At 29.1% G+C, this 25,285-nt stretch carries 23 protein-coding genes; 15 read left to right on the forward strand and 8 right to left on the reverse strand.

The features are described 5' to 3' along the window. Positions 1–250: 250 nt before the first annotated feature. From KGF50_RS11690 to KGF50_RS11720, 7 genes are all read left to right on the forward strand, one after another. Complete coding sequence (locus tag KGF50_RS11690; RefSeq protein WP_227848209.1) at positions 251–1,681, forward strand: MFS transporter; 1,431 nt, start codon at positions 251–253, stop codon at positions 1,679–1,681. Positions 1,682–1,780: 99 nt separating this feature from the next. Then, complete coding sequence (gene hisC, locus KGF50_RS11695) at positions 1,781–2,884, forward strand: histidinol-phosphate transaminase (RefSeq protein ID WP_227848210.1); 1,104 nt, start codon at positions 1,781–1,783, stop codon at positions 2,882–2,884. Between the two features lie 32 nt (positions 2,885–2,916). Next, positions 2,917–3,135, forward strand: a complete 219-nt coding sequence (locus KGF50_RS11700) for an indolepyruvate ferredoxin oxidoreductase subunit alpha (protein ID WP_227434869.1) — start codon at positions 2,917–2,919, stop codon at positions 3,133–3,135. A 16-nt stretch (positions 3,136–3,151) separates the two neighbouring features. After that, complete coding sequence (gene vorB / locus KGF50_RS11705; protein ID WP_227434866.1) at positions 3,152–4,201, forward strand: 3-methyl-2-oxobutanoate dehydrogenase subunit VorB; 1,050 nt, start codon at positions 3,152–3,154, stop codon at positions 4,199–4,201. Position 4,202: 1 nt separating this feature from the next. Next, a complete protein-coding gene (locus KGF50_RS11710; RefSeq protein WP_227848211.1) occupies positions 4,203–4,943 on the forward strand; it encodes a thiamine pyrophosphate-dependent enzyme in 741 nt (246 codons plus the stop codon). A gap of 2 nt (positions 4,944–4,945) precedes the next feature. Then, entirely contained in the window at positions 4,946–5,485 is a 540-nt protein-coding gene (locus KGF50_RS11715) for a 2-oxoacid:acceptor oxidoreductase family protein (RefSeq protein ID WP_227848212.1), read from the forward strand. A 124-nt stretch (positions 5,486–5,609) separates the two neighbouring features. After that, positions 5,610–7,709, forward strand: coding sequence for an acetate--CoA ligase family protein (locus KGF50_RS11720; protein WP_227848213.1), 2,100 nt, complete (start codon positions 5,610–5,612; stop codon positions 7,707–7,709). Positions 7,710–7,978: 269 nt separating this feature from the next. Here the strand turns inward: KGF50_RS11720 and KGF50_RS11725 are convergent, their stop codons facing one another. After that, positions 7,979–8,494, reverse strand: coding sequence for a ferritin (locus KGF50_RS11725; RefSeq protein WP_227848214.1), 516 nt, complete (start codon positions 8,492–8,494; stop codon positions 7,979–7,981). A gap of 91 nt (positions 8,495–8,585) precedes the next feature. Continuing rightward, positions 8,586–9,797, reverse strand: a complete 1,212-nt coding sequence (locus tag KGF50_RS11730) for an ROK family transcriptional regulator (protein WP_227848215.1) — start codon at positions 9,795–9,797, stop codon at positions 8,586–8,588. A 243-nt stretch (positions 9,798–10,040) separates the two neighbouring features. On the opposite strand from KGF50_RS11730, the gene KGF50_RS11735 reads away from it, so the two are divergent. Next, positions 10,041–10,382, forward strand: a complete 342-nt coding sequence (locus KGF50_RS11735; protein ID WP_255654908.1) for a hypothetical protein — start codon at positions 10,041–10,043, stop codon at positions 10,380–10,382. A 71-nt stretch (positions 10,383–10,453) separates the two neighbouring features. On the opposite strand, the gene KGF50_RS11740 is transcribed toward KGF50_RS11735, so the two are convergent. The 6 genes from KGF50_RS11740 to KGF50_RS11765 form a co-directional block, all read right to left on the reverse strand. Beyond that, positions 10,454–11,209, reverse strand: a complete 756-nt coding sequence (locus KGF50_RS11740; protein ID WP_227848216.1) for an ABC transporter permease — start codon at positions 11,207–11,209, stop codon at positions 10,454–10,456. Then, positions 11,209–11,898 carry an ATP-binding cassette domain-containing protein gene (locus KGF50_RS11745; protein WP_227848217.1) on the reverse strand — a complete coding sequence of 230 codons (690 nt, stop codon included), beginning with the start codon at positions 11,896–11,898 and terminating at the stop codon, positions 11,209–11,211. Before KGF50_RS11745 ends, KGF50_RS11740 begins: the two co-directional genes overlap by 1 nt. 301 nt (positions 11,899–12,199) lie before the next feature. After that, positions 12,200–13,099, reverse strand: coding sequence for a sensor histidine kinase (locus tag KGF50_RS11750; protein ID WP_227848218.1), 900 nt, complete (start codon positions 13,097–13,099; stop codon positions 12,200–12,202). 4 nt (positions 13,100–13,103) lie between these two features. After that, positions 13,104–13,883, reverse strand: a complete 780-nt coding sequence (locus KGF50_RS11755) for an ABC transporter permease (protein ID WP_227848219.1) — start codon at positions 13,881–13,883, stop codon at positions 13,104–13,106. Next, a complete protein-coding gene (locus tag KGF50_RS11760; RefSeq protein WP_227848220.1) occupies positions 13,876–14,769 on the reverse strand; it encodes an ABC transporter ATP-binding protein in 894 nt (297 codons plus the stop codon). The genes KGF50_RS11755 and KGF50_RS11760 overlap by 8 nt, the downstream gene beginning before the upstream one ends. Before the next feature lie 70 nt (positions 14,770–14,839). Next, the gene (locus KGF50_RS11765; protein WP_227848221.1) at positions 14,840–15,517 is read right to left on the reverse strand and encodes a response regulator transcription factor; all 678 of its coding nucleotides are present in this window, start codon (positions 15,515–15,517) and stop codon (positions 14,840–14,842) included. Positions 15,518–15,996: 479 nt separating this feature from the next. Here KGF50_RS11765 and KGF50_RS11770 point away from each other — a divergent pair, with 479 nt between their 5' ends. The 7 genes from KGF50_RS11770 to KGF50_RS11800 all read left to right on the forward strand — a co-directional run bounded on the left by KGF50_RS11770 (position 15,997) and on the right by KGF50_RS11800 (position 25,265). Continuing rightward, a complete protein-coding gene (locus KGF50_RS11770; protein ID WP_227848222.1) occupies positions 15,997–17,439 on the forward strand; it encodes a cell wall-binding repeat-containing protein in 1,443 nt (480 codons plus the stop codon). 80 nt (positions 17,440–17,519) lie between these two features. Next, entirely contained in the window at positions 17,520–17,873 is a 354-nt protein-coding gene (locus KGF50_RS11775) for a hypothetical protein (protein ID WP_227848223.1), read from the forward strand. Positions 17,874–18,078: 205 nt separating this feature from the next. Then, positions 18,079–18,900 (forward strand): histidinol-phosphatase HisJ family protein, encoded by an 822-nt coding sequence (locus KGF50_RS11780; protein ID WP_227848224.1) that lies wholly within the window; start codon positions 18,079–18,081, stop codon positions 18,898–18,900. 271 nt (positions 18,901–19,171) lie between these two features. Then, positions 19,172–21,055, forward strand: coding sequence for a glycoside hydrolase family 13 protein (locus KGF50_RS11785; RefSeq protein WP_227848225.1), 1,884 nt, complete (start codon positions 19,172–19,174; stop codon positions 21,053–21,055). A 237-nt stretch (positions 21,056–21,292) separates the two neighbouring features. Then, a complete protein-coding gene (locus tag KGF50_RS11790; protein ID WP_227848226.1) occupies positions 21,293–22,177 on the forward strand; it encodes a hypothetical protein in 885 nt (294 codons plus the stop codon). A gap of 113 nt (positions 22,178–22,290) precedes the next feature. Next, on the forward strand, positions 22,291–22,971 hold the full coding sequence (pgmB, locus tag KGF50_RS11795) for a beta-phosphoglucomutase (RefSeq protein WP_227841560.1): 681 nt from the start codon (positions 22,291–22,293) through the stop codon (positions 22,969–22,971). Further along, complete coding sequence (locus KGF50_RS11800; protein WP_227848227.1) at positions 22,968–25,265, forward strand: glycoside hydrolase family 65 protein; 2,298 nt, start codon at positions 22,968–22,970, stop codon at positions 25,263–25,265. The genes pgmB and KGF50_RS11800 overlap by 4 nt, the downstream gene beginning before the upstream one ends. The last annotated feature ends 20 nt before the right edge of the window (positions 25,266–25,285 follow it).

The raw sequence follows: 25,285 nt of genomic DNA on the forward strand, positions 1-25,285 counted from the left end.
ATAGATGCATATATTAATAAAAATATAGATTTAAATTAAGTATAAATGTCTTTTTAGTTCATTTAAGTAATAAAAAAATAAAACTAAAAAGTGTTTGACAATTATGAATTTTAAGAATATAATTAAATTAAAATTATACACATATAAAAATTTGATTCGAATTATAGAAAGCATAAAGTAGAGTTTGGGATTTAAATTATTATACGTGAATAATAAAATAAAGGATAAATTATATTAAGGAGGGGTAGATGTGAGTAGTCAAGAAAGCAAACCAAAAGGAAACCTTATATCAAATTTTAGAGATGATATGAGAGACCCTAAAAAGAGAGCAGTATACACTTACTCAGGTTCTATAAATTTGGCATATAATTTTATAGGCTACTTTGTATCAACAGTAACAAACATATTTTTAACTGATGTAGCAAAGCTTGGGGTAATTATGGCAGGTGGTATGCAAATTGTACAATCTTTCATAAAAATGGCTATAGCTCCTATAACAGGTACAGTATTTGACAAACAACCATTTAAAAAAGGAAAATATTATCCTTGGCTTAGGTATGCACCTGCAGCATTAGCAGTAACATATGGAGTATTTTTCATAGTTCCATTAATGAAAATAAGTCCAACATTACTTTTACCTTTAATGACAGCATTGTTGTTAATAGCATCTTGTGCTCAACAAGTAGTTTTCACTATAATATATGCTATTTACCCTGTGGTTACTAAAACACCTAGAGACAGAGTTATAGGTTCAACTACTACAAATATATTCAAAGAAGTTGGAAAATTTTTAGTAGGTTTTTCATATCCGTTATTATTAGTTTTATTTGCAGATGTACTAGGTGGAGAAGGAATGGGTTATTTAGGTACTTATCTATTCTTTGCAGTAGGATGTCTTCTAGTATTTTGGTTTTCTTCAACAGAGATAATAAAGTCTGGAGCAGAAGCTGAAGTACTTCAAAAAGAAGAAAAACCAAAAATTAAAGCAAGTGAAATGCTAAAAGCTTTATTTACTAATGTACCACTTATGATGGCATTCTGTTTAGAGTTTCTTATATGCATAAGATCTATAGGGCTAGGACCTTTAGCTCCTTATTACTTTAAGTATGTAATAGAAGATGAACGTGGTTTGGCAGTATTTTTAGCAATAATGCCTTTGGTAAGTGTAGGATTTATGTTTTTCGCACCAGTATTTATAAGAATTTGTAAAGAACAAAAATTAGCTTCAATAATTTCTTTCTCTATATGTGCATTATGTCACTTGTTAGTTGCATGGACTCCTTGGGGGAGAACAACTTTAGGTGTAACTATGCTACTGGCAATTGGTGGAGGTTTCTCAAATGTAGTATCAATAATAAATCTTAACTTCTTTGCTGGTTCTTGTGATTATGGACATTGGAAATCAGGAAAAGATTTACCAGGTTTAAGTATGTCGCTATATCCAGTTGCAATACAAGTAGGTGTATTACTTGCGACTACTATAAGAACAATTTTAATGAATTCAATGGGATACCAAGCTGATATGGTAGTTACAGCAGCAGTTAAAACAGGTTTTATAAATATGATTTCTTACTCTATGGCAATACCTTTAATAATAGCTGTTGTTATAGCAATCTTATATCCAGTAAGTGATAAAAAACTAAATCAAATAAGAGAAGAATTAAATCAAAGAAATGCTTAATAAAAAATTTGAGTAAATGACTGAGTTTAGTTGTTAGAGTAAGTAGACGCAGTAGCGTTTATATAAATGAAAATACATATACAGAGGGGGCTTTTAAAAATGATAGAAAAGTTATTGAGAAATACAGTAAAAGAATTACATCAATATGTTCCAGGTGAACCAATAGAAAAAGTAAAAGAAAAATATGGTGTAAAAGAAATAATAAAACTAGCTTCAAATGAAAATCCTCTAGGACCATCACCAAAAGCAATGGAAGCTATGATTGAAATGTTAAAACAAGGTCAACTTTATCCAGAGCCAGAAGCTAATGAACTTAGAAGAAAATTGGCTGAAAAATTGGATTTAAAACCAGAAAACTTCATTGTTGCTAATGGTGCGGATAACGTTATCACACTAATAGGTGAAGCCTTTATAAATAGAGGAGATGAAGTTATATACTGTGACCCAACATTCCCATCTTATAGAACAGCAACTGTTAAAAATGAAGGAATACCAGTAGAAGTACCTTTAACAGAGGATTATAAGTACGATTTACAAGGTATATTAGATAAGATTACAGATAAAACAAAACTAATATGTATATGTAATCCTAATAATCCAACAGGAACAATCGTAGATGATAAAGAATTGGAAGAATTTTTAAAGAAAGTCCCTGAAAATATTATAACTATATTGGATGAAGCATATATAGAATTTTTAACAGTACCTAATTATGTGGATGGGCTTAAATATGTAAGAGAAAATTACAATGTTATAGTGACAAGAACTTTCTCTAAAATATATGGTCTTGCAGGGCTTAGAGTAGGGTATGGCATTGCTAAAGATGAGATAATAAGAACTTTATTTACAGTAAAAGAACCTTTCTCTGCTAATCGTGTTGCGATAAGTGGAGCAACAGCAGCACTTGATGATGATGAATTTATAAAGAAAACATATGAGTTAAATAGAGCTGGAATGGCTTACTTCAAAGATGAGTTCACAAAAATGGGATTTGATGTTGTAGATTCACAATCAAACTTCCTTTATGTAGATATGAAAACAGATATACCTAAATTGTTTGAAGACTTAAAACAAAGAGGATTTGTAATAAGACCAAATGCTACACATGCACGTGTAAGTATTGGAACTATGGAAGAAAACAAGAAATTTGTAGCAGTTTTAAAAGAAATATTAAATCTTAAGGAAGAACCAAGTATTAGCTAATAGATAGAAATATTACGAAATGGGGTGTAACTATGAGTTTAAAAATAAACGCAGAAAGATGTAAAAGTTGTGAATACTGCGTTATATCTTGTAAAAAAGGAGCATTAAAAATATCCGATAATATAAACACAGAAGGATATACTCATGTAGAAGTCGATGAAAGCAAATGCATACTTTGTGGAATTTGTTATCAAGTATGTCCAGATAATGTATTTGAAATAATTAAAGAAGAAGCATGTCAAGAGGCTTAAAAGGAGTTGGGAGAATATGAAAAAAATGTGGAAGGGGAACCACGCCATTGCAGAAGCAGCTCTAAGAGGTGGTTGTGAATTTTATGCAGGATATCCAATCACACCACAAACAGAGGTAATGGAGTTTTTATCACATAGAATGTCTGAACTTGGAAGAACTTTTATACAATCTGAAAATGAAATGGCTGCTATATACATGGTATATGGAGCATATGCAAGTGGAATGAGGTCTATGACTAGTTCTTCAGGACCAGGAATATCTTTAAAACAAGAAGGAATCTCATATTTATGTGCAAATCACTACCCTTGCGTAATTGTAAATGTACAAAGATGGGGGCCTGGCCTTGGTTCACTAGATTCAGCACAAACAGATTATTTAAGAGATACTAGAGGGGGAGGAAATGGAGATTATCATTTAATAGTTTATGCACCAAATAGTATTCAAGAAACTGTAGATTTAATGTATAACTCATTTGATGTAGCGGAGAAATACAGAGTGCCTGTTGAAATTTTGACAGAAGCAGCTTTGGGTCAAATGATGGAACCAGTAGAGTTTCCAGAGTTCAAGAAGAGAGAAGAAGACTTAGGTTGGACTTATGATGGAAGCAATAGAGACCATGCAAAAGTTCCAGATAACCAAAAACCAGCTTTTTGTATGGAAAAGCGTATGAGAATAACTGAAAATGAACAACAATGGGAAGATTATCAAGTTGAAGATGCAGAATATGTGTTTGTAGCGTTCGGGATACCATCAAGAACAACTATGAATGCTGTTAGAAGACTTAGAGAGCAAGGAGAAAAAGTTGGAATAATAAGACCAATAACAGTGTGGCCTTTTCCATATAAAGCATTTGAAAAGGTAAATAAAGATGTAAAAGGATTTATCTCAGTAGAATCAACTGATACAGGTCAGTTAGTAGAGGATGTTGCATTAGCTTCAAAGAAAATATGCAAAGAAAATGTACCTGTTTATGGATTGTTTAGTGGAAATCATATACCAAAAACATTACAAGTAATGGACACTTACAGCAAAATAAAATCTGGCGAAATTAAGGAGGTGTTCTAATATGGCTACAGATAGATTAACACCTAGCATTGTTTCAATACCAAACAAATTTTGCCCAGGTTGTGGTCATGGAATAGTAAACCGTATAATAGCAGAAGTGATAGAAGAAAATGGATATGAAAAAAATCATGTATTAACTTTAGGTGTTGGCTGTGTTTGTAATATGAATTTTAGCTGGAATGGTGATAAGATGCAAACTGCACATGGTAGAGCTTCATCTACAGCTATAGGAGTTAAAGTAGCACGACCAGATATGTTAGTTATGACTTATCAAGGTGATGGAGATGCATATGTTATAGGTCTTTCTGAAACATTAAATACTGCGTATAGAAATCATAATGTAACTGTATTTGTAATAAATAACAATAACTTTGCAATGACTGGTGGTCAAATGTCATGGACTACTATGCCAGGTCAAGTTACAACAACAAGTGTAAATGGAAGAGATATAAAAACTACTGGTAGTCCATTGAAAGTTCCTGAAATGGTGGCAAATTACTTTGATGTAGCCTATGTAGCGAGAGGCTCAGTTCATAGCCCAAAAGAAATAATTAATCTAAAAAAATATATAAAAAATGCTATAGAAGCTCAATTAAATGGAGAGGGATATTCATTGGTTGAAATATTAGCACCTTGCCCAACCAATTGGGGTGTATCATTAGAAAAATCTATCCAGTGGATGGAAGAAGAAATAGTGCCATATTATGCTCTTGGCGAATTTAAGCAAAGGGATGGTGAATAGTTATGGAAAAAGAGTTAGTATTTGCAGGATTTGGTGGTCAAGGAGTCTTAACTTTAGGTTTAATTGTAGCTGAATCAGCACTTGAATTAGGAAAACAAGTTACTTGGATGCCAGCATATGGTCCAACTATGAGAGGTGGAAAAGCATATAGTGTGGTTAAGTTTTCTGATGAGAGTATAGGTGGACCTGACATGGAAGAAATAGATGTTTTAGTAGCAATGAATAAGCCATCCTTAGATTATATAAATTTAGTAAAAGAAGGAGGAACAGTAGTTATTAATACGTCTGCTATAGATGAAAATATAGTATTAAGAGAAGATGTAAATGTAGTTAAAATAAATTGTCAGGAATTAGCTCAAAGGGCAAACAATCCAAAAGCAGCAAATGTAGTAGTTCTTGGAGCATTGATTGCAAAAACAGGATTGTTTGAGAAAGAATTAGCTATAAAAACTATGTGTGATTTCTTTGAGGAAAAAGGAAAAGGCAAATTTAATATTCAAAATGAAGCAGCATTCATGGAAGGCTATAATAACGCCATTTAATAAATTACCCTTATCTTAAGTGATTCATCTCAAGATTTAACAAATCTTAAGTGTCAAGAGAAGCTTTATCTTGAGATAGAATTCACTTAAAATCACAACTATAAATATATAGGAGAGTGAATTTATGAGTTTGGAAAAACTTATTAGACCAAAGAGTATTGCTATAGTAGGAGTTACTGATAAACTTGGCTTTGGTAGAAGTGCAGCACTTAGCATAGTAAAAAGTAAAGATACAGATAGAGTATATTATGTAAATCCAAAAAGAGAAGAATTATTTGGAAGAAAATGCTATAAGACAATACAAGAAGTTCCAGAAGTTGTAGACTGTGTGGTAGTATGTACACCTAGAAATGTAGTTCCATCTGTGTTAAAAGATTCTGGAGAATTAGGAACAAAGGCAGCAGTGGTATATGCTAGTGGATTTGCAGAAGAAGGAACAGAAGATGGAGTAGATTTAGAAAATCAACTTATAGAAATATCTAATACATATGATATGAAAATATTAGGTCCAAACTGTATGGGATTACTAAACTGCATAGATAAAGTTAATCTATGGGCTGGTGGTTCTAAGTGGGATTTGGATACTAAAAAACCAGGTATAGGAATTGTAGGGCAGAGTGGATTTATAACTGCAGAAATTGTTTCAAGTGATTATTTTAATATATCTTATGGTTTTTCAACAGGAAATGGAAATATAGTTACACTAGAAGATGCAGTAGACTTCCTTGTAGATGATGATTATGCATCAGTAATAGCTATTTATCTTGAGGGACTAAAAAATCCTCAAAAATTTATAAATGCATTAAAAAAAGCAGCTCAAAAAAGAAAACCAGTAATAATCTTGAAATCAGGAAGGTCAGAAAAAGGAGCTATATCAGCTGCTTCTCATACAGGAAACTTAGCTGGTTCAAGTAAAGCTTTTGAGAGTATTTTTGAAAAGTATGGAGTAATTTCTGTAGAGAATTTAGAACAATTTATGAGTTTAGCTCAGGCTTTTAGTGTCTTAGATGGTAATTTACCTAAAAGTTCTAATTTTGCAGCAATAAACTTCTCAGGTGGAGAAAACACTATTTGCGCAGATTTAGCAGAAGAAAATTGTGTAGAACTTGCAGAAATATCTGCTGAAACTAAAGAAGAGATGAAAAAATATCTTCCAGGATTTGCAACACCTAAAAATCCATTAGATGCTACTACTGCATTATTTCATGAAAAAGATATGATAGTAGGTTTATTACACACATTTGATAAAGATGATAGTGTTGGATTTACTATGATAGGTGCAAATATAAGAGATGAAGAAAATGAAATGCATGAGACTCTTTGTCAAGCTGTAAGTGAAGCTAGAGAAAAAGGCTTAAAGAAGCCTGTATTTGCAGTTCCTACACTTGAAGGAAATAGATATCTAAATTATAGGGCTAGATTAGAAAATAGCCAAGTACCTATAATGTCATCAGTTGGGACTACATTTACTTGTTTCAATAAAATGGCTAAATTTGTAGATTATGATTATTCAAAGAGGACTTTAGATTTTGAAGCTGTTAAGAAAAGAGACTCAAATAATGTAGTAGCCTTATCAGAATTAGATAGTAAAATTGAAATGAAGAAATATGGAGTACCAGTTCCAGGTCAAGGTATTGCAAAAAGTATTGATGAATTAGATGAAATTTTGAAGTACATCAACTATCCTGTTGTCCTAAAAATAAACTCTTCAGAGATATTACACAAATCTGATGTTGGAGGAGTTAAAGTAGGAATTAATAATAGAGAAGAGGCAGTAAGTGCATATAATGAGATTTTAACTAATGTAAAAGAAGCAAAACCAAATGCCAAGATTGATGGTATATTGGTTCAAGAAATGGTTGAAAGTGGAATAGAAATAATTATTGGTATAACTAATGATGACCAATTTGGACCAATGCTATTAGTTGGTTTAGGTGGAGTATTTGTAGAAGTATTTAAAGATACTACTTTATATCCATTAGCTATAAATCACGATGAAGCTATAATGATGCTTAAAAAATTAAAATCATTTAAGCTTTTAAATGGATACAGAGGTAGCGAACCTTGTGATGTTGATGCTCTTGCAGATATGATGGTTAAATTAGGTAAATATGCGTATGAAAACAAGGATGAGGTTAAGGAAATAGATTTAAATCCTGTATTTGTATACCCTAATGGAAAAGGCGTATGTGCAGTAGACGCTTTAATAGTTAAATATAAATAGTTAACAAGTTTTGGTATTCAACCATAATCAAAGTACCGACTAAAAATCACACTAATTTATAGATTGTGATTTTTAGTCACCCCACATTTAATTATAGAATACTTTAAGTTAAAAATAGAGCCTTAAATATGGTTATAAAATAGTAATGTATAAAAAATAAAATACTATATATAAGACAAATTATAAAGGGTGTTTTAATGAATAGAATCAATCTTGATTTTCATTAAAACACCCTATATATTATACTAAAAATTTTAAAGTTAATATTTTTATATTGTTACAGGTGGATTTGTTGGTGCTGAATATGTACGAGTAGCCAATTCTTGGTCTACAAAGAATAACCCACCTTCTCCAGCAAGTTTAACACGTTTTATATTGTCTTCGCAAGTTGTCTCTTCTTCTGCTTGTTCAGATATAAACCAAAGTAAGAACTGAGAAGTTCTAAAGTCTGCTTCAGAGTTTGCTACAGCAGCTAGATTGTTTATTAAAGCAGTAACCTTTTGTTCATGAGCTAATGTACGTTCAAGAATATCCATTGCAGAAGTGAAGTCTGCATCTGGCATTGGTATAGCATCAAGCTGAACCTTTCCTCCTACATTATGTAAATACTTGTAGAAATACATAGCATGGTCTGTTTCTTCTTTATATTGAACATAAAACCAATTAGAAAATCCTTTAAGTCCTTCTGCTTCAAGATAAGAAGACATAGAAAGGTAAAGATATGCAGAATATAATTCATGGTTAATCTGTTCATTAAGTAATTTTTCCATTTTAGCTGAAATCATTTTTATACCTCCAAATTTTAAACGTTCTTATAAGATATAATAATATTAAATGGAAAAATATTCAATAAAAGAGATTAAATATTTTATATATTTAATCAAAATTTATACTACCATTAAAAAAATTATAGCTTACTATGGCTACAGAGCCAATTAGTGGTGCATTTGCTCCAAAATTTGAATGTTTTACATTTATTTTTTTATATTTAGAAAAACTTGCTGAAGCAGTCAATTTTTTCAATAATGTATTTTCTATAAATGTACCAGGGATATTAAAGTCATAACCTATTATTATAGAACTACAATCAATTAATGTCAGTGTATTTACTAATGCATATGATATGTATGTACAAAATTCATCAAGTAAAAACATACCAAGATTGTCCTTGTTGTTGGCTTCATCTATTAACTTGACTAGAGAAAAATCTTTACAATTAATTAGTGGAGAATCTGGATAAATATGACTTAACGATTCAATTCTTTTAATTAACTTACTCACACTTGTATAATAGTCTAGACATCCATTATTGCCACAACTACATACTGGACCACTAAAATTAATAGAAGTATGTCCTATTTCACCACTTTGACCTAAATTACCAGTGTGAAGTTTATTTTCTAATACTAAACCAGCTCCAATTCCGTTCATTATATGTAAATATATATAATTTGGAATATCCTTACCTAGGCCATACATTTTTTCAGCCAAAGCACCTGCATTAGCATCATTTATCAAAAATATAGGTAAATCAGATATTTCTCCTATAAAACTTACTATGTTTAGGTTTGATACATTTCCAAAGTCTGGAGGATTTAATATTATACCATTTATATTATCTACAGGACCTATTGAAGAAATCCCAATTCCAATTACATCCCTTTTGTTATTTTTCATTATTTTAGTAAACATTCGCTTTATTATATCTTTTAAAACATCATTTGACAGACATTTAGGGTAAGTTTCAAAAAGTTGTTTGACAATATTGCCTTTTAAATCTGCAATGACTACCTTACAAATATTTCTTCTTATTAAAATTCCACAAACACAAGGAGATATATTAGAAATGTCTAATAAAATAGGTTTACGACCTGATGAATGTGCATTTAAAGTTGATGATTCTATCTCTCTAATCATGTTTTCATTAATAAGCTCAGTGACTAGGTTTGACAAAGTCATTTTAGTAAGACCTGTAGATTTAGCCAAATCAACTCTAGACATAGGAGTATTTGTAGAAAGTAGTTTCAGTATTATTAACTTATTTTTAATTTTTACATCTTTTATGTTAGAACCTTGTTTGTTGCTCATCGGAGATCTCCTTAAAAAAGTTAAGTATTTTTATGTATTTTCATATATATACTATGACCTTATAATAGAATAATATTTGATTAAGTTCGAAAATACCATTAATTAAAATATATCACATTATATATTAGAATAGCACTAAAAATATGTTATAATAGGATGAAAAAATATTAAAATAAATTAAGGTATACAATAATAAATTAGAATTTGAGGTGAAATACTATAGATAAATATACAAAAGAAGAATTGGTAGAAACACTGAGATTTGTATCTTCAGTTATTAGTAGATGTGAAAAAGCGCAACTAAAGTTTATGGAAGGGACTTCTCAACACTCACTCCTTAAGAATAGGATAAAAGCAATGTATATTTCTAAATCATTAATAACAAATGAAAATATAATAGATAAATATACAAAAGAAGAATTAATAGAAGCACTACGACCTGTATCTTCAAGTATCAATAAATGTGAAAAAGCACAGTCAAAATTTGCAGAGGGTACTACTAATTACAAACGATTTAGAAATATAATAAAAGCAATGTATATTTCTAAATCGTTAATAACAGATGAAATTAGTGGAAGAAGTTAAATTCTAGAGCTTTGTGGCTTTTCTTGACTTTTCATATCTAAAATTTTCTATTTTAATGTCATGAAGAAGGATTAGTTTTCTATTTTTCTTTTATGTGTGAATATATATAAACTGATAAATAATAAGACAATAAAAACTATGATTGTACTAATGCAACCACCTATTGTAGCTTGAACAGGCATATCATAATAAGTTGTTTTATCCGAAAAATACATAGATACTCGGTAGGCAAAACCACCAGGAACAATAAAGCCTTTTTCCATACCTATGAAGAAGCAGGAAACAAAGCTATAAATCATACCTACTACGCTTGTCACAATAATATTTCTGCTTAGATTTATTACGATTGCTCCTGTACAGGTAGTTATAAATACAATAATAAGGGTTTCAAGAGCAAAACCGAACATCAAAGAAAGAAACAGTGAAATATTGATTGTTATTTTTCTCATTAACTGTAAAATAACAATCAGTACAGCAAATAGAAAGAGCAATGTAATAGCAAATAATATACCAATGATAAATGATACCATAATTTTTGAAAAGAACAACTTTGATTTTGAATATCCGTAGCTTATCCAGTTAATGTATGTCTTGTTTTTGTATTCTTGATAGAAAAGTGAACCTACAAGAATAAAATTCACTATCGGAAAAAACATGGCAAATTGATTATTCATAAAAAAGAACAAATCCTGAATTGTATTCGTGCTGTTATTGAAAAGAGCTCCAGCGCCACCAGTCAATACAGGGATTAGTGATAAGAGCAGAAGGAATAATATAAACCATTCTCTTTTTAGTTTGAAAAATTCATTTTTAATTAAGGTTATCATTATATCTTCTCCTTTTTAGAACAAGTCATAATAGTTTCATATATAGATTCTAGTTCTTTTTTGTCAAAATCATTGTTCATAATTTTTACAACCTGACCACTATGGATGAAGATAATACTATCTGCAATAGTTGCAATTTCAGTAAGGTTGTGGCTGGATACTAAAATACAACGTTTTGGAGATTTTAGAGTATTTTTCAAAAGCAAATGAATTTCTTTTATACCCATAGGGTCGAGACCATTTGTAGGCTCATCTAAAAGTAGATATTTTGTATCTCCTAAAAATGCACGAGCTATAGCAAGTCTCTGCTTCATGCCAAGAGAAAGTTGTGAGAATAGTTTTTCCTTGTCATTCCATAAATTTACTTGTTCTAGAGTAGTCTTAATATCTGGATTCTTTATTTCTAAATAGCTAGTATGCAATAGAAGATTTTCTTCTACTGTCAATTTAGGATAAAAGGATGGATATTCAATAAGACTTCCAATCTGTCGATTTGAAACAGGTTTGTTATCACAAAGGATTTCCCCTGAAAAGGCAGTAAGCCCCAATAATGATTTGAACAGCGTTGTTTTGCCTGAACCATTTGGACCTAAAATGCCGTATATTTTACCTTGTTCCAATGTAAGATTGATATTGTGAAGTATAGTGGAGCCATTTATATTCAGATTAACATTTTTGATTTGTAACATTTAGAACCTCCATTATTGTGTAATTAAGAAAATAAGAAAGGTTACTACATAAATAAAAAATGTAATGCCAAGTAGTTTTCCCTTCTCCTTTAGTCCTTTTAAACCATATTTAAGAATACAATTGAGTGCTGCTAACATACAAACAGCGAGCGCAATCATGGAAATCACTAAAGTAATTGTAGAAATCATTTTTTCACCTCCTTGGCTCTTATCTTATCAAAAAAGTTTAAATTTTTTTTAAGAAAAGTCTAAGGAAAGTCTAAAGATATAAAAAGAGGGCAAATAATATAGCCCTCCAAAATCATAAAGTTTGGACAGGAAAGGAGATACAGATTTCAAATATTTCGTTATGCAAGTGTGCTGAAATTTTACCACCCATTTGCAAGGTTAATTTATGTGCGATTGCCAATCCTAGCCCTGTTGTTTTTTTTGAACGTGATTTATCTGTTGTATAAAAACGGTCAAATAAGTGTGGTAAATCTTCTTGACGAATTGTTTTTGAATGATTAGAAATGGTTATGTAGCATTGGTGATTGTTTGTTGTAGAACTTATCTTATATTTACCATCACCATGAATTAAGGCATTATAGGATATATTCGAAAATACACGACATAAAGCATATTTATCTGCCCAGACAATAGCTGGCTCATTTGGAATATCAATTTGTGGTATAGTTGCTTTTTTCTCAAAATCACTATAATAAGTTGCCAGAACATCACGCAAAATGCTATTTATATCAATACTCTGATTTTGTAATTTTAATTCGTTTGCTTCAATACGTGCGAATTCAAACAGCTGGTCAAGTAATTGTTTTACAGCAGTAATACGCTCACTAGCAATTCCTATATATTCTCGCTGTTTTATAGACAACTCTTGCTCTAATAGCTGTATATATCCACTTGCTGTTGCAAGTGGGGTACGCAAATCATGGGAAAGGCTTGTGATTGTGTCTCGAAATAAGGAATCCTTTCGTTCAATCTGTTCTCCTATATGTCTATACTTTTCTAAAAGATTATTAATACTAATTGCTAATTCTTGTATATCATGGTCAGTCTTTTCTAAGGTTATTTCAACTTGTGTATCGCGTGTATAAATAAAATCTATCTGTTTTTTGATTTGCTTCACTTGTTGTTTTTGGATGACCAGTTTGCTTATTAGATACAAACACACTAATATTAGAAAAATGCATAATATTATCATATAATCACCGTCTTTCTAATTTTCGTAAATCTGATTTTTGATATAGTAAAAAAGAAAGAGTAGCTGGAATAAAAATGTATGAAGTGATTGTTAGTAAAATCTTAGGTAATTGATAAATGTATAAATTTATCTTCATTTTGTGAGATAGTCCAACAATCCAATATTGATAAAGTGAATAATTTAAATCTAGTGCGGTACTAATCTTTGTAAGATATAAGTACAAAGTTCCTAGCAGGCAAAAGTTTATTACAATCACAATGGCACGAAAACGAAATAAACAGCTTATTAAACAGATAAATGTGGTATATCCAAGAAAACATAGTATTTGTAATAGTAAGTACCCAATAATCAAGGGGATAGAATATTCAATTTGCGGTTGCTTTATCCATAGTGATAGGATAAACAAATACGCTACTAAAAAACTTACTATAGTGTAAAGTAGTGTCCCAATCCATGATGCAACTAATTTTCCATAAAATAGGCTAGTACGTGAGATTCCTTTTGAAAGCAAAATGGCATAAGTACCCCTATGGTAATCCTCTGTAAAGTATAATCCAAGAAATAAAGTTAAAGGAAAAATTAAACTATAGTCAGAAAATAAAAACTCTGTAAATTTATTTAGTGATACAGTTGCTTGTATGTTCATTTTAGTTGGCACTTTCACTGTGTCATAGTGAAAGGTTAGAGCAAGAGAAAGCATAAAAAATGCAGATAACAGTAAACAATAAAAAAACAAGCGACTTTTTCGAATGCGGTAAAATTCACTTTGAATGATTTTAATCAATACTTTCACCTCCTGCTATTTTTGATAAATATTCCTGAGGATTCATTCCTGCAATCCAAATTTCAGATACTTCAACACCTGCTGATACTAATAGAGTATTGATTTTGGAAGAATACGACAAAGGACAAAATACACGAACTAAATCATCATCCAAAATTTCATATTGAGAAAATTCTTTTTGCAATATGGGAATTGCTTTAAATAGTTGTGGTGTTCGAATTTTAACACACCTATCACACCTTTTGGTTAATTCTGATGGTGTTAATTCAGCTAATATCTTTCCATTCGCAAGTACACCATACTTTGAAGCAATTTGAGAAGCTGTATTGTAATGTTGGTCTGTCAATAAAAATGTAATATTTCTATCTTTATTTAGAGCGGAAATGATGGATAGTAAATGGTCACTTTCATGAGCATCCAATCCAGAAAAAGGCTCATCCATCAATATAAAATCTGGTTTTCCTAAAAGAGCAATACCTAAATTTACAAGGCGTTGTACAGACAAAGGTAAATGGCAAACAGCTCGATTTTCGTTTAAGTCCAATTCAAGAACTTTTTCAAATTTACACTTTAATATACCAAATGATAGAGCAAAATAGTTAAGCATTTCAGAAATTGTCATTTTTCCTATAAAAAAAGGTTCTTGTGGAACATATCCGACTCTGCTTTTTTCTTGATTATAGTTTGAATTTTCAAATAACTTAATTGTCCCACTTTGTGGAATGATTGTTCCAATCAAGGTTTGAAGTAATACTGTTTTTCCTGTAATATGACAACCATATAAAACATAAATTTCTCCACGTTTTATCTGAAAAGATAGGTCTTTTACACCAGTTCCGTTTGAGAAAATATATGATAAGTTTTTTACTTCCAATGCAAGACTCAAATGATTGTCTCCTTTCTTGTGTATTATATCTTACTAAAATAACATAAATTTATTTATAAGTTTTTAAGGATTAGACATGCATTTTGAAACCCAATCCCCAAACAGTTTGAATATACTGTTCGTTTGGATTTATCTTTGAAAATTTTTTACGAAGATTTCCAATATGAACATTGATTGAATTGTCATCTCCAATAAAATTATCATTCCAAACATTCTCAAAGATATTATTCTTGGTGAAAACTTTATTAGGAGCAGAAATAAGTAGTTGTAAAATCAAATATTCGTATTTTGTAAGTAGCAGGGGAGTTTCACCAATTTTTACTTCCATTGTAGTTGTATTAAGGGATAAATCTTTGAATCGTAAAATATCTTCATAAAGAACAGATTTCTTGTAACGACGCAATACAGTTTCTATACGTATCAATAATTCTTGATTGTCAAATGGCTTTGTTATGTAATCGTCTGCACCATTTCTCATTAAGTTTACTTTGCTTTCAATATCTGTTTTGGCAGATACACCTATAATTGGAATATCTGATTTATTTTTTATATGATTTAGCACAGTTTCACCTGGAATTCCTGGTAACATTAAATCAAGTAAGATTAAATCAAAATTTTGTTTTTCTAATATTAAAAGTACTTCACTCCCTGAATAAGCACAAACTACTTCATATCCATTTTGTAATAGCAGTCGACTTATCATATCACTTAGTAGTGTGTCATCTTCAACAATTAAAATTTTACTCATATTTTTCACCTCTTGTTTTCTTATCAATAGGTTTTGGGGATTTTTTTTGCTATGATCCATATCCACATATCCTACGCAATACATTATATTTCGTTTATTTAAATAAAGCAATAAAAGATATTTTTTATTAATTTCCACAAGACATTTATTAAATAATGAAAGTATTATATAATTTATAATAAATTTTTATATGCAATAAATTTCATTATTGTATAATATTAAAATGAATATAAAGTGTATTTACTAGCTTTTATTACAAATTGTTACCAAATATGTATGTATTAGAACTAAAAAATAGAAAATTGTAACTAAAATGTAAATTTTTTCTATAATATATCTAATATTATGGAAACTTTTTGTAATTTATGATATAATAAGAAACATATAATTATTAAATTATAATAAATGACTATAGCGTAGATGTATTACTATGTTATAGTCATTTTTGGATTAAACTTGATATATCAAGGGGGAAGAATATGAGAACAATTAAAAGAGTTTTAGCATTAGGTTTAACATTAGCTATATTTCTAATGAACGCACCTAATGTAAGTGCATTAACATCAGATACCATTAAAGGTAAGAACATATACGAGACGGCTGGATTAATAGCAGATAAGACGAGTTATGATACAGCAATTGTAGTAAATATGGATAGTTCTATAGCAGATGGTCTTTCAGCAAGTGGTCTTGCTGGTGCTGTAGATGCTCCGATTTTACTTGCTCAAAAAAGTAACATACCAAATGAAACAAAACAAAGATTAAAAAATGTAAAAAAGATATACATAATAGGTAAAGAGTTATCAATAAGTAAGTCAGTAGAAACTGAGCTGAAAAATACAGGAGCACAAGTAACTAGATTAGGTGGAGATGATAGAATAAAGACTAGTTATAGTGTTGCCAAAGAAGTAAGTAGCATTAAAAAAGTTGATGAAGTTATATTAACTAATGCATATAAAGGAGAGGCTGATACTATAAGTGCTGCACCTGTATCAGTAAGAGATGTAGCTCCTATAGTACTTACAGATGGAAAAAGTGTTCCTTTTTCAACAAATAATGTAAAATCATATGCTGTAGGTGGAAGTATTTCTATGAGTACTAGTTTAGTTAACAAGACTAACTCTAAGAGACTTGGTGGTTCAGATAGATATGATACAAATAAAAAAGTTATAAAAGAATTTTATCCAGATTCATCAGAATTTTATTTAAGTGATGGATATGATTTAGTAAATGCTCTTACAGGTTCTACAATTGCTAAAGATAATCCAATTGTATTAGTATCAGAAGATAGTGATAAATCCATACTAGCAGGAGCAGATAAGATAACTAGATTAGGCTCAATAAGCGATAGTGTATATAATAAGTGTGTTTCTGCTGCACAGAATAATGGTGATTCATCTACAAAAGGGGATTCACCTATGAAAGATGAGACAAGCATATTAGGTAAACCAACAGCTAGCTTAGAAGCTTGTTTAAAATGGGCAAAATCTAAAAAAGCCAATGATTTATTTATAGAATTGATACCAATATTATATGATACGGCTGTTCAAGAAGGTGTAAATCCTGTTTTAGCTGTAGCTCAATCAGCAAAAGAAACTGGTTTCTGTAATTTTGGTGGAGTATTAGATGCATCATTTAAGAATCCTTGTGGACTTAAGACTTCTGTTGGTGGTTCTGATACTGACAAAAATGCACACTCAAGATTTGATACTTGGGAAGATGGAATACTAGCTCAAATTCAACATTTATGTCTATATGCAGGACAAGAGGGCTATCCACTTTCAAATCCAGTAGATCCTAGACATGAAAAATCTTTGTTTGGGAAAGCTAAAACAGTTGAAAGTCTTTCTAATAATTGGGCTGGTGGTCAATATGGACAAGACTTAGTTAGAATGATGGGAGAAATTGAGGCGACAAAGTAATTAAATTATTAATTTAATGGTGATATTTAATGAGTTTCATTAAATAGTCAATTTAAAATTACAAATAAGGAAAATTTATTATGAAAAAAAGTAATGTTTTTAGTATTATATTTCCTACAATAATAATGTTATTGATGTTTTTAACTTTTGCTACAGATATATTCAATATACCAGATATTCATGCTAAAGGGATTTTTGTAATAGGGATGGTTTTAATTTTTCCAATTGCCTTTTTAATTCAAGGGATAGTTTGTGTACTGAGTAAAACCAACTGGATTTTATCACTTGTAGTATCTTTAATAACTTATATAATATTAATGTATATATTTTTAAATGATTCAGCATATGTCTATGTTTTACTTTATGCCGCCTTTTATATGATTGGATATATAACAACTAAGATTTGTAAAAAAATGCAAATTTTCAAAAGATAAATTAAGCAAAATACATTAATAAGGAAGTGTCTGAATTGATTTTCTAAAATCAAAAGATAGATACTTCCTTTTTTATGTAAAAATAAAAGATTTCTTTAAGAGGAAGTATTGTAAATAAAATTTAACCATTATCATTTTCTTTTAACAATTGTATACAATAAACCTGTAGTATAATTAAAATAGATAAAATAAAGGGAGGGATAATATGAATTTAATTGATAATCATATTCATACTAATTTTTCAAGTGATGGAAAGGATTCAATGGAAGATACAATAAAAAAAGCTATAAGCATAGGTGTTAGATATTTAACTTTTACAGACCATTTAGAACATGATGAAGGGAAGGGATTTTGTATAGATTATAACAACTATGTCCCAGTGTTTAATAAACTAAAAGAAAAGTATAGAAATGATATAGAATTATTATTAGGTGTTGAAGTAGGATATAGAAAACATTTAAAAAATGAAATAGAAGATGTAATAAATTCACATCCTTTTGATTTTGTATTATGTTCAACTCATACAATTGACAATGTACCTGTTCCATCAAAAAAATACTTTGAAGGACTTAGTAAAGAAGATGCATATTATAAATATTTTAATAGCATACTTGAAACTAATCATGAATTTAAAGATTATAATATATATGGGCATTTAGATTATATATCTAGATATGGGATATATTCAGATAACAGAGTAATATATAATGATTTTAAAGATATTATTGATGAAGTTTTAAAGTCAATAATCAATAATGGAAGTGGAATAGAGTTGAATACATCTGGTTATAGATATGGATTAAATGCCATACATCCAAATGAAGATATCTTAAAAAGATATAGAGAACTTGGTGGCTTTATAGTTACTGTAGGTTCTGACTCTCATAGAGTAGAAGACATATGTAAAGATTTTGATGTGGCTTATGATATGCTTAAGTATCTTGATTTTAAATATGTATCATTATTTAAAGAGAGAGAAACTTATTTTTTAAACATAGAAAAAGTTAAATCTAATAATATAGCATAGAGAGCTAATATGACATATATAGTCTTTTTAAATAATTTAAAAGTTAGTATAAAAATTAATAGCATAATATTGTATCCTCTAGGAAAATACTAGAGGTTTTTATTTTGTAAAAAAAATAATAAAGATAAGATTACTTTAATAAAAGTGATTATTATAACTTAGAAAACTATTACTATTATATTTAACTATTATATCTTTTTATTATGATATAATAGTTAAATACATTAACCTATCTTTAAATCATGCAAATTATTAGAAAGAAGGGATAAAGTTGTCTAATAAAAATAAAGAAAATATAACTTTAAGCAATCAAATCACAGAATCAACTCAACAAACTTTAACAAAAGAAGCTATACTACATATACCAATGAGCAACTATGCTTATGGTTATGATAGAGAAACATTACATATAAGAATTAGAACTAAAAAAAATGAGGCAAAAAGAGTAACTTTAAGGATAGGTGACCAATATGTATGGGACAAAGGAGGTGCAGGAGGAGGAAATCTAAATGCATCTGGACTTGGTTGGTCTGGCGGAACAAATATAACAATGAATAAAGAAGTAGAAACAGAATTATTTGATTATTGGATAGCTGAGTGTAAGCCTTTAAATAAACGTTCGAGATATGGATTTATAGTAGAAGGTAAAGAAGAAAAAATTTTATTTACAGAAAAAAAGATAATAAAATTAGGAAGCGAAAATGATGAGAAAGAGTTATGTGAAATAAGTAATTTTTTTGGATATCCATATTTGAATTATATAGATATACCTAAAGTCCCAAATTGGGTAAAGGGAACTGTTTGGTATCAGATATTTCCTGATAGATTTGCAAATGGAAATCCATCTATAAATCCAGAAGGAGTAGATGTATGGGGAGCTATTCCAACAAGAGATAATTTTACAGGTGGAGATTTACAAGGTGTAATAGACCACCTAGATTATTTGAGTGATTTAGGGGTAAATGGAATTTATTTTTGTCCTATTACAGTTGGAAAAACTAATCATAGATATGATACGATGGACTACATGGAAATAGACCCTACCTTAGGTGATAAAGCTACTTTGAAAAAACTAATAGAAGAAGCCCATAAAAGAAATATAAAAATAATGTTGGATGCTGTATTTAATCATATAGGATATTATTCTAAACAGTGGCAAGATGTAGTTAAAAATAAGGATAATTCGAGATATAAAGATTGGTTTTATATAAAAGATATGAGTAAAGTTGATACTCCAATAGAAGAAATAGATGAAAAAAACATACCTTATGAAACTTTTGGGTGTGAAAAATACATGCCGAAACTTAACACAGAAAATTCAGAAGTAATAGAATACTTATTGAGTGTAGGTAGGTATTGGATACAAGAATTTGATATAGATGCATGGAGATTGGATGTATCAAATGAAGTAGATCATGTTTTCTGGCGAAAATTTAGACAAGAGATTAAAAGAATAAAACCTGATATATACATATTGGGAGAAATTTGGCATGGAAGTTTACCATGGTTGATGGGAGACCAATTTGATTCAGTTATGAATTATTTAATGTCAGAAGCTATGAAACAATTCTTTTGTACAAATGAGATAAATGCTGAAGAATTTAAATATATGATAAATGATGTAATAGTAAGCTATCCAATGCAAGTCAATGAAGTTATTTTTAATTTACTTGGAAGTCATGATACTACTAGAATATTGACTTATGCAAATGCTAATATAGGTAAATTTAAACTTGCATATTTATTTATGTTTATACAATCAGGAAGTCCTTGTATATACTATGGTGATGAAATAGGAATGCAAGGAGAACTAAGTCCAGTATCTGAAGGACAAAGAAAATGTATGGAATGGAATGAAGGAAAGTGGAATAAAGATATACTTGATTTTATGAAGAATATTATTAGACTTCGTAAATCAAATAGAGAGCTTAGAACTGTATCAAATGAGTGGATACTAGCAGATAAAGAAAATGGAACAATTATATTAAAGAAAGAATCTATTACAATAATAATAAATAATTCATCCAAAGATTCAATCTTAAAGTTACCAGATTATTTGATGAATAGAAAAGTAAAAGATTTATATGAAGAAAAGATAATTGATTTAAAGAAAGAAATAACATTAAAAAAATACGAGTTTATTATTTTAAAATAATGTAACAATGTACTTGATTTAAGATTAACTATAACTTTTTATATTCTTTTTATATTATTTAAACAAAGTATCTTTAATTATAATAAATGAATTAAGTATAATTTTATATACAGATGATTTGTAATAAAACTTGTTAAGAAAAGTTTGTATTTAAATGAAAATGAATATTGAAGTTTTTAATTATTTTGTAATTTAGTAAAAAGGAGAATTACTGAATAAGTAGAGGGAAGGGAAAACATGAATGACTATAAAGAATATATAGTTACAGTAAAGTCTAGTATTGTAAATTTAATTTTAGGTTTGATATTTTTATCAATTGGGATTGTATTAAGTGTATTTTGTGTATATATTAAGCAGTATTACATATTAGTCATTACTATTGCACTTACAATATATGGATTAACTTCAATTCTCAAATATACAAGAAAATATATTAGTTTTGATTTATATAATATTAAAGTTCGTAAATGTATAGGGAGTGAAAAAGAGTATTCATATTGTGATATTACTAGAATTTCAATAAATAATAAGAAGCAGGAATGTCCAGTTAAGATATATGTGGATAATAATAAAATTGCAACTTTTTTTATATCCGATAAAAATTATATGTCTGCTATAGCTGAAATGAAGCGAAGAGAGTTACCATTTGATGATAAAAGTATAGATTATATATCAGATATGCCACTTTGGATTCCAATTCCATCCAGTGAGATTAAAAAATTTTGTAATGAAGCTTCACGAAAACTTGAAAAACAGGTTAAAGAGGATTTGTGTAAAATAGAAAAAGAGTTTGGGACAGATATATCTTTTTCTTTTGGTATAGATGTTGAAGAAAATCCGTTTGTATGTGTATTTTTAGTATGTATTATGAAGAATGAAAACTATACAAAAGTTATAAAAAAATACAAAGGGAAAAAAGCATGGGCTATGTTTCCTGTATATATAGTGGGGCCACAACTATATAAGAAAGAAATTGAAGATGGCAAATTTATTTGCAATATAAATTATTTAAATGCTTTTTCTGGAAAGATGTGGTCAAATTTTTCTCGAGTGATAAAAAGATATGGTGTGCAAGAGAGTGAAATAGATGTGGGTTTTGAATTAAAGAGTGAATTAGATTGAATAGTTCTATAAAGAATATTTAAAATATAAAAGAATATCTAAAATATGAGATATAGACGCAAAATAAATTAATTATTAGTCTAAAAAATCCTTATAGAGAAAGGGGTATAGGAATGCTTGAAGCATTTATATTTGATTTAGATGGAGTGATTACAGATACAGCAGATTATCATTATTTAGCTTGGAAAAAACTAGCTGATGAGATTGGTATAGACATAGATAAGGAATTTAATGAGTCTTTAAAGGGTATAAGTAGAATGGAATCATTAAATAAAATATTAGAATATGGATATAAAAAAGATTCATTTTCAGAAGAAGAAAAAATGAAAATGGCTGAAGACAAAAATAACTATTATGTATCTTTAATAAACAAGATAACTTCAAATGATATTTTACCAGGTATAAAAAATTTACTTGATGATATAAAATCTAATAATATAAAGATAGGATTGTCTTCTGCAAGTAAGAATGCTACAAATGTATTGAAACACCTGGGCATAAGTGACCAATTTGATTTCATAGCAGATGCATCAAAATGTAAAAACAACAAACCATATCCAGATATATTTCTCATGTCAGCAAAGGGGCTTGGTGTAAATCCTAAAAATTGTATAGGTATAGAAGATGCAAGTGCAGGTATTGATGCTATAAACTCAGCCAATATGTTTTCTGTTGGAGTTGGAGATTATAAAAATCTAAAAAAAGCAAATTTACTTGTAAATTCAACAAGTCAATTAAATTTTAAGTATATATTAAGTGAGTATAATAAGTATATAGTTAGGAGCGTTATATGAAATGTTTGTTTGATAATATAAATGAGTGGAAAATTATACAAGACAAGATTGAAAGTAAAGAGAATAGATTAGCAGAGTCTATAATGAGTATGGGTAATGGGTATATGGGTATGAGAGGAAACTATGAGGAGAGCTATAGTGGAGATAGCCATAGAGGTTCTTATATAGCTGGTGTATGGTTTCCTGATAAAACTCGTGTTGGATGGTGGAAAAACGGATATCCAGAATACTTTGGTAAAATTCCTAACTCAGTTAACTATATAGGGATAAGAATTTTCATAGATGATGTAGAGTTAGACCTTGCAAAATGTAATGTTGAAAATTTTTATAGAGAATTAGATATGAAAAATGGTATTTTAAATCGTAAATTTACTGTTAATATTAATGGTAAAAAATTTGAAGCTAATATAACAAGATTTTTAAGTATATCAGTTAAGGAATTAGCTGTAATAAAGTACGATATAAAAGCTTTGAATTCTAGCGCTAAAATAAAATTTATTCCCTACTTAGATTCAAATATAAAAAACGAAGATTCAAATTACGAAGAAGAGTTTTGGAATGCGGTTTCTTCAAACTCCTTAGAATATAGAGGAAGGATACTTTCACGTACAAAAGAAAATACGTTTAATACACCAATATTTACAGTAGGCGCAATGATGCATATTAAAACAATAGGTAAAGTAGATGATATATCTTATTTAAATACTGATAATTATTGTGAAAATTCAATAACAATGGATATTTTAGAAAATGAAACTATTGGAATAGAAAAATATGTAATAATAACTTCTACTAGAGATTATTGTGAAAATGAGTTATTAAAGAAATGTGAGGATATCCTAAATGTAGAAATATCTAAAAATTATGAAGATATCTTAAATGAACATACAAAATTGTGGAATAAAAGATGGGAAAGCGCAGATGTAAAGATAGAAGGGGATAAGAGTAGTCAACAAGGTATAAGATATAATCTATTTCAACTATTCTCAACTTATTATGGAGAAGATTCAAGATTAAATATAGGGCCAAAAGGATTTACTGGTGAAAAATATGGCGGTGCTACTTATTGGGATACAGAAGCATATTGTCTTCCAGTATATTTAGGTGTAGCAGATAAGAGTGTAGCAAGAAATCTTTTAGTATATAGATACAATCAGCTAAAGCAAGCAAAAGATAATGCAAAAAAACTTGGACTTAAGGGAGCCCTATATCCAATGGTTACTTTTGATGGAGTAGAATGTCATAATGAATGGGAGATAACATTTGAAGAAATTCATCGCAATGGAAGTATAGTATATGCAATATATAATTATACAAATTACACAGGTGATTTTGAATATATAAAAGAAAAGGGCATAGATGTAATAGTAGAGGTGGCTAGGTTTTGGGCTAGTAGAGTGCATTTATCTACAAGAAAAGATTTGTATATGATACATGGAGTTACAGGCCCAAATGAATACGAGAACAATATCAATAATAATTGGTATACTAATTATATAGCTAAGTGGTGTTTGGAATACGCTGTAGAAAATGTCTTAAAGTTAGAAAAAGAGTACAGCGAATGTATTGAAAGAAATAATGTAAGTAGAGAGGAAATTGAAATCTGGAGAATAATATCAAATAAAATGTATTTGCCATATGATGAAGACTTACAAATAATAGTTCAAAATGATAATTTTTTAGATAAAGAATTTATAGAGGTAAAAGATTTACCAAAAGAGAATCTTCCTCTTAATCAAAAATGGTCCTGGGATAAGATTCTTAGGTCTTGCTTTATAAAACAAGCAGATGTATTACAAGGAATTTACTATTTTGGAAATAGATTTACTAAAGAAGAGAAAAAGAGAAACTTTGATTTTTATGAAAAATATACTGTACATGAATCTTCTTTATCTTCTAGTGTTTATTCTATTATTGCTTCTGAAGTAGATAACTTAAAAAAAGCTTATGAATTATACTCAAGAACGGCTAGACTTGATTTAGATAATTATAATAATGATACTAATGATGGTCTTCATATAACTTCAATGTCTGGCTCGTGGCTTTCCATTGTACATGGATTTGCAGGTATGAGAACATGGAATGAAACTCTATCTTTTGAACCTAAGTTACCTCAAGAATGGAAAAATTATTCTTTCAATCTAAATTATAGAGATAATAATATCAATGTTGATGTATATAGTAATTTAATTAAGATAGAAAATTTAAAGGGAAAACCAATAAAAGTTATTGTATATGGAAAAGAGTATATATTAGAAAAATCTATAGAAATTGATAGAAATAAATTTAAATAATATTTTTATTATATGAATAG

The organism is Clostridioides sp. ZZV15-6598 (assembly GCF_020657705.1).
Classification (GTDB): Bacteria; Bacillota; Clostridia; order Peptostreptococcales; family Peptostreptococcaceae; genus Clostridioides; species Clostridioides difficile_F.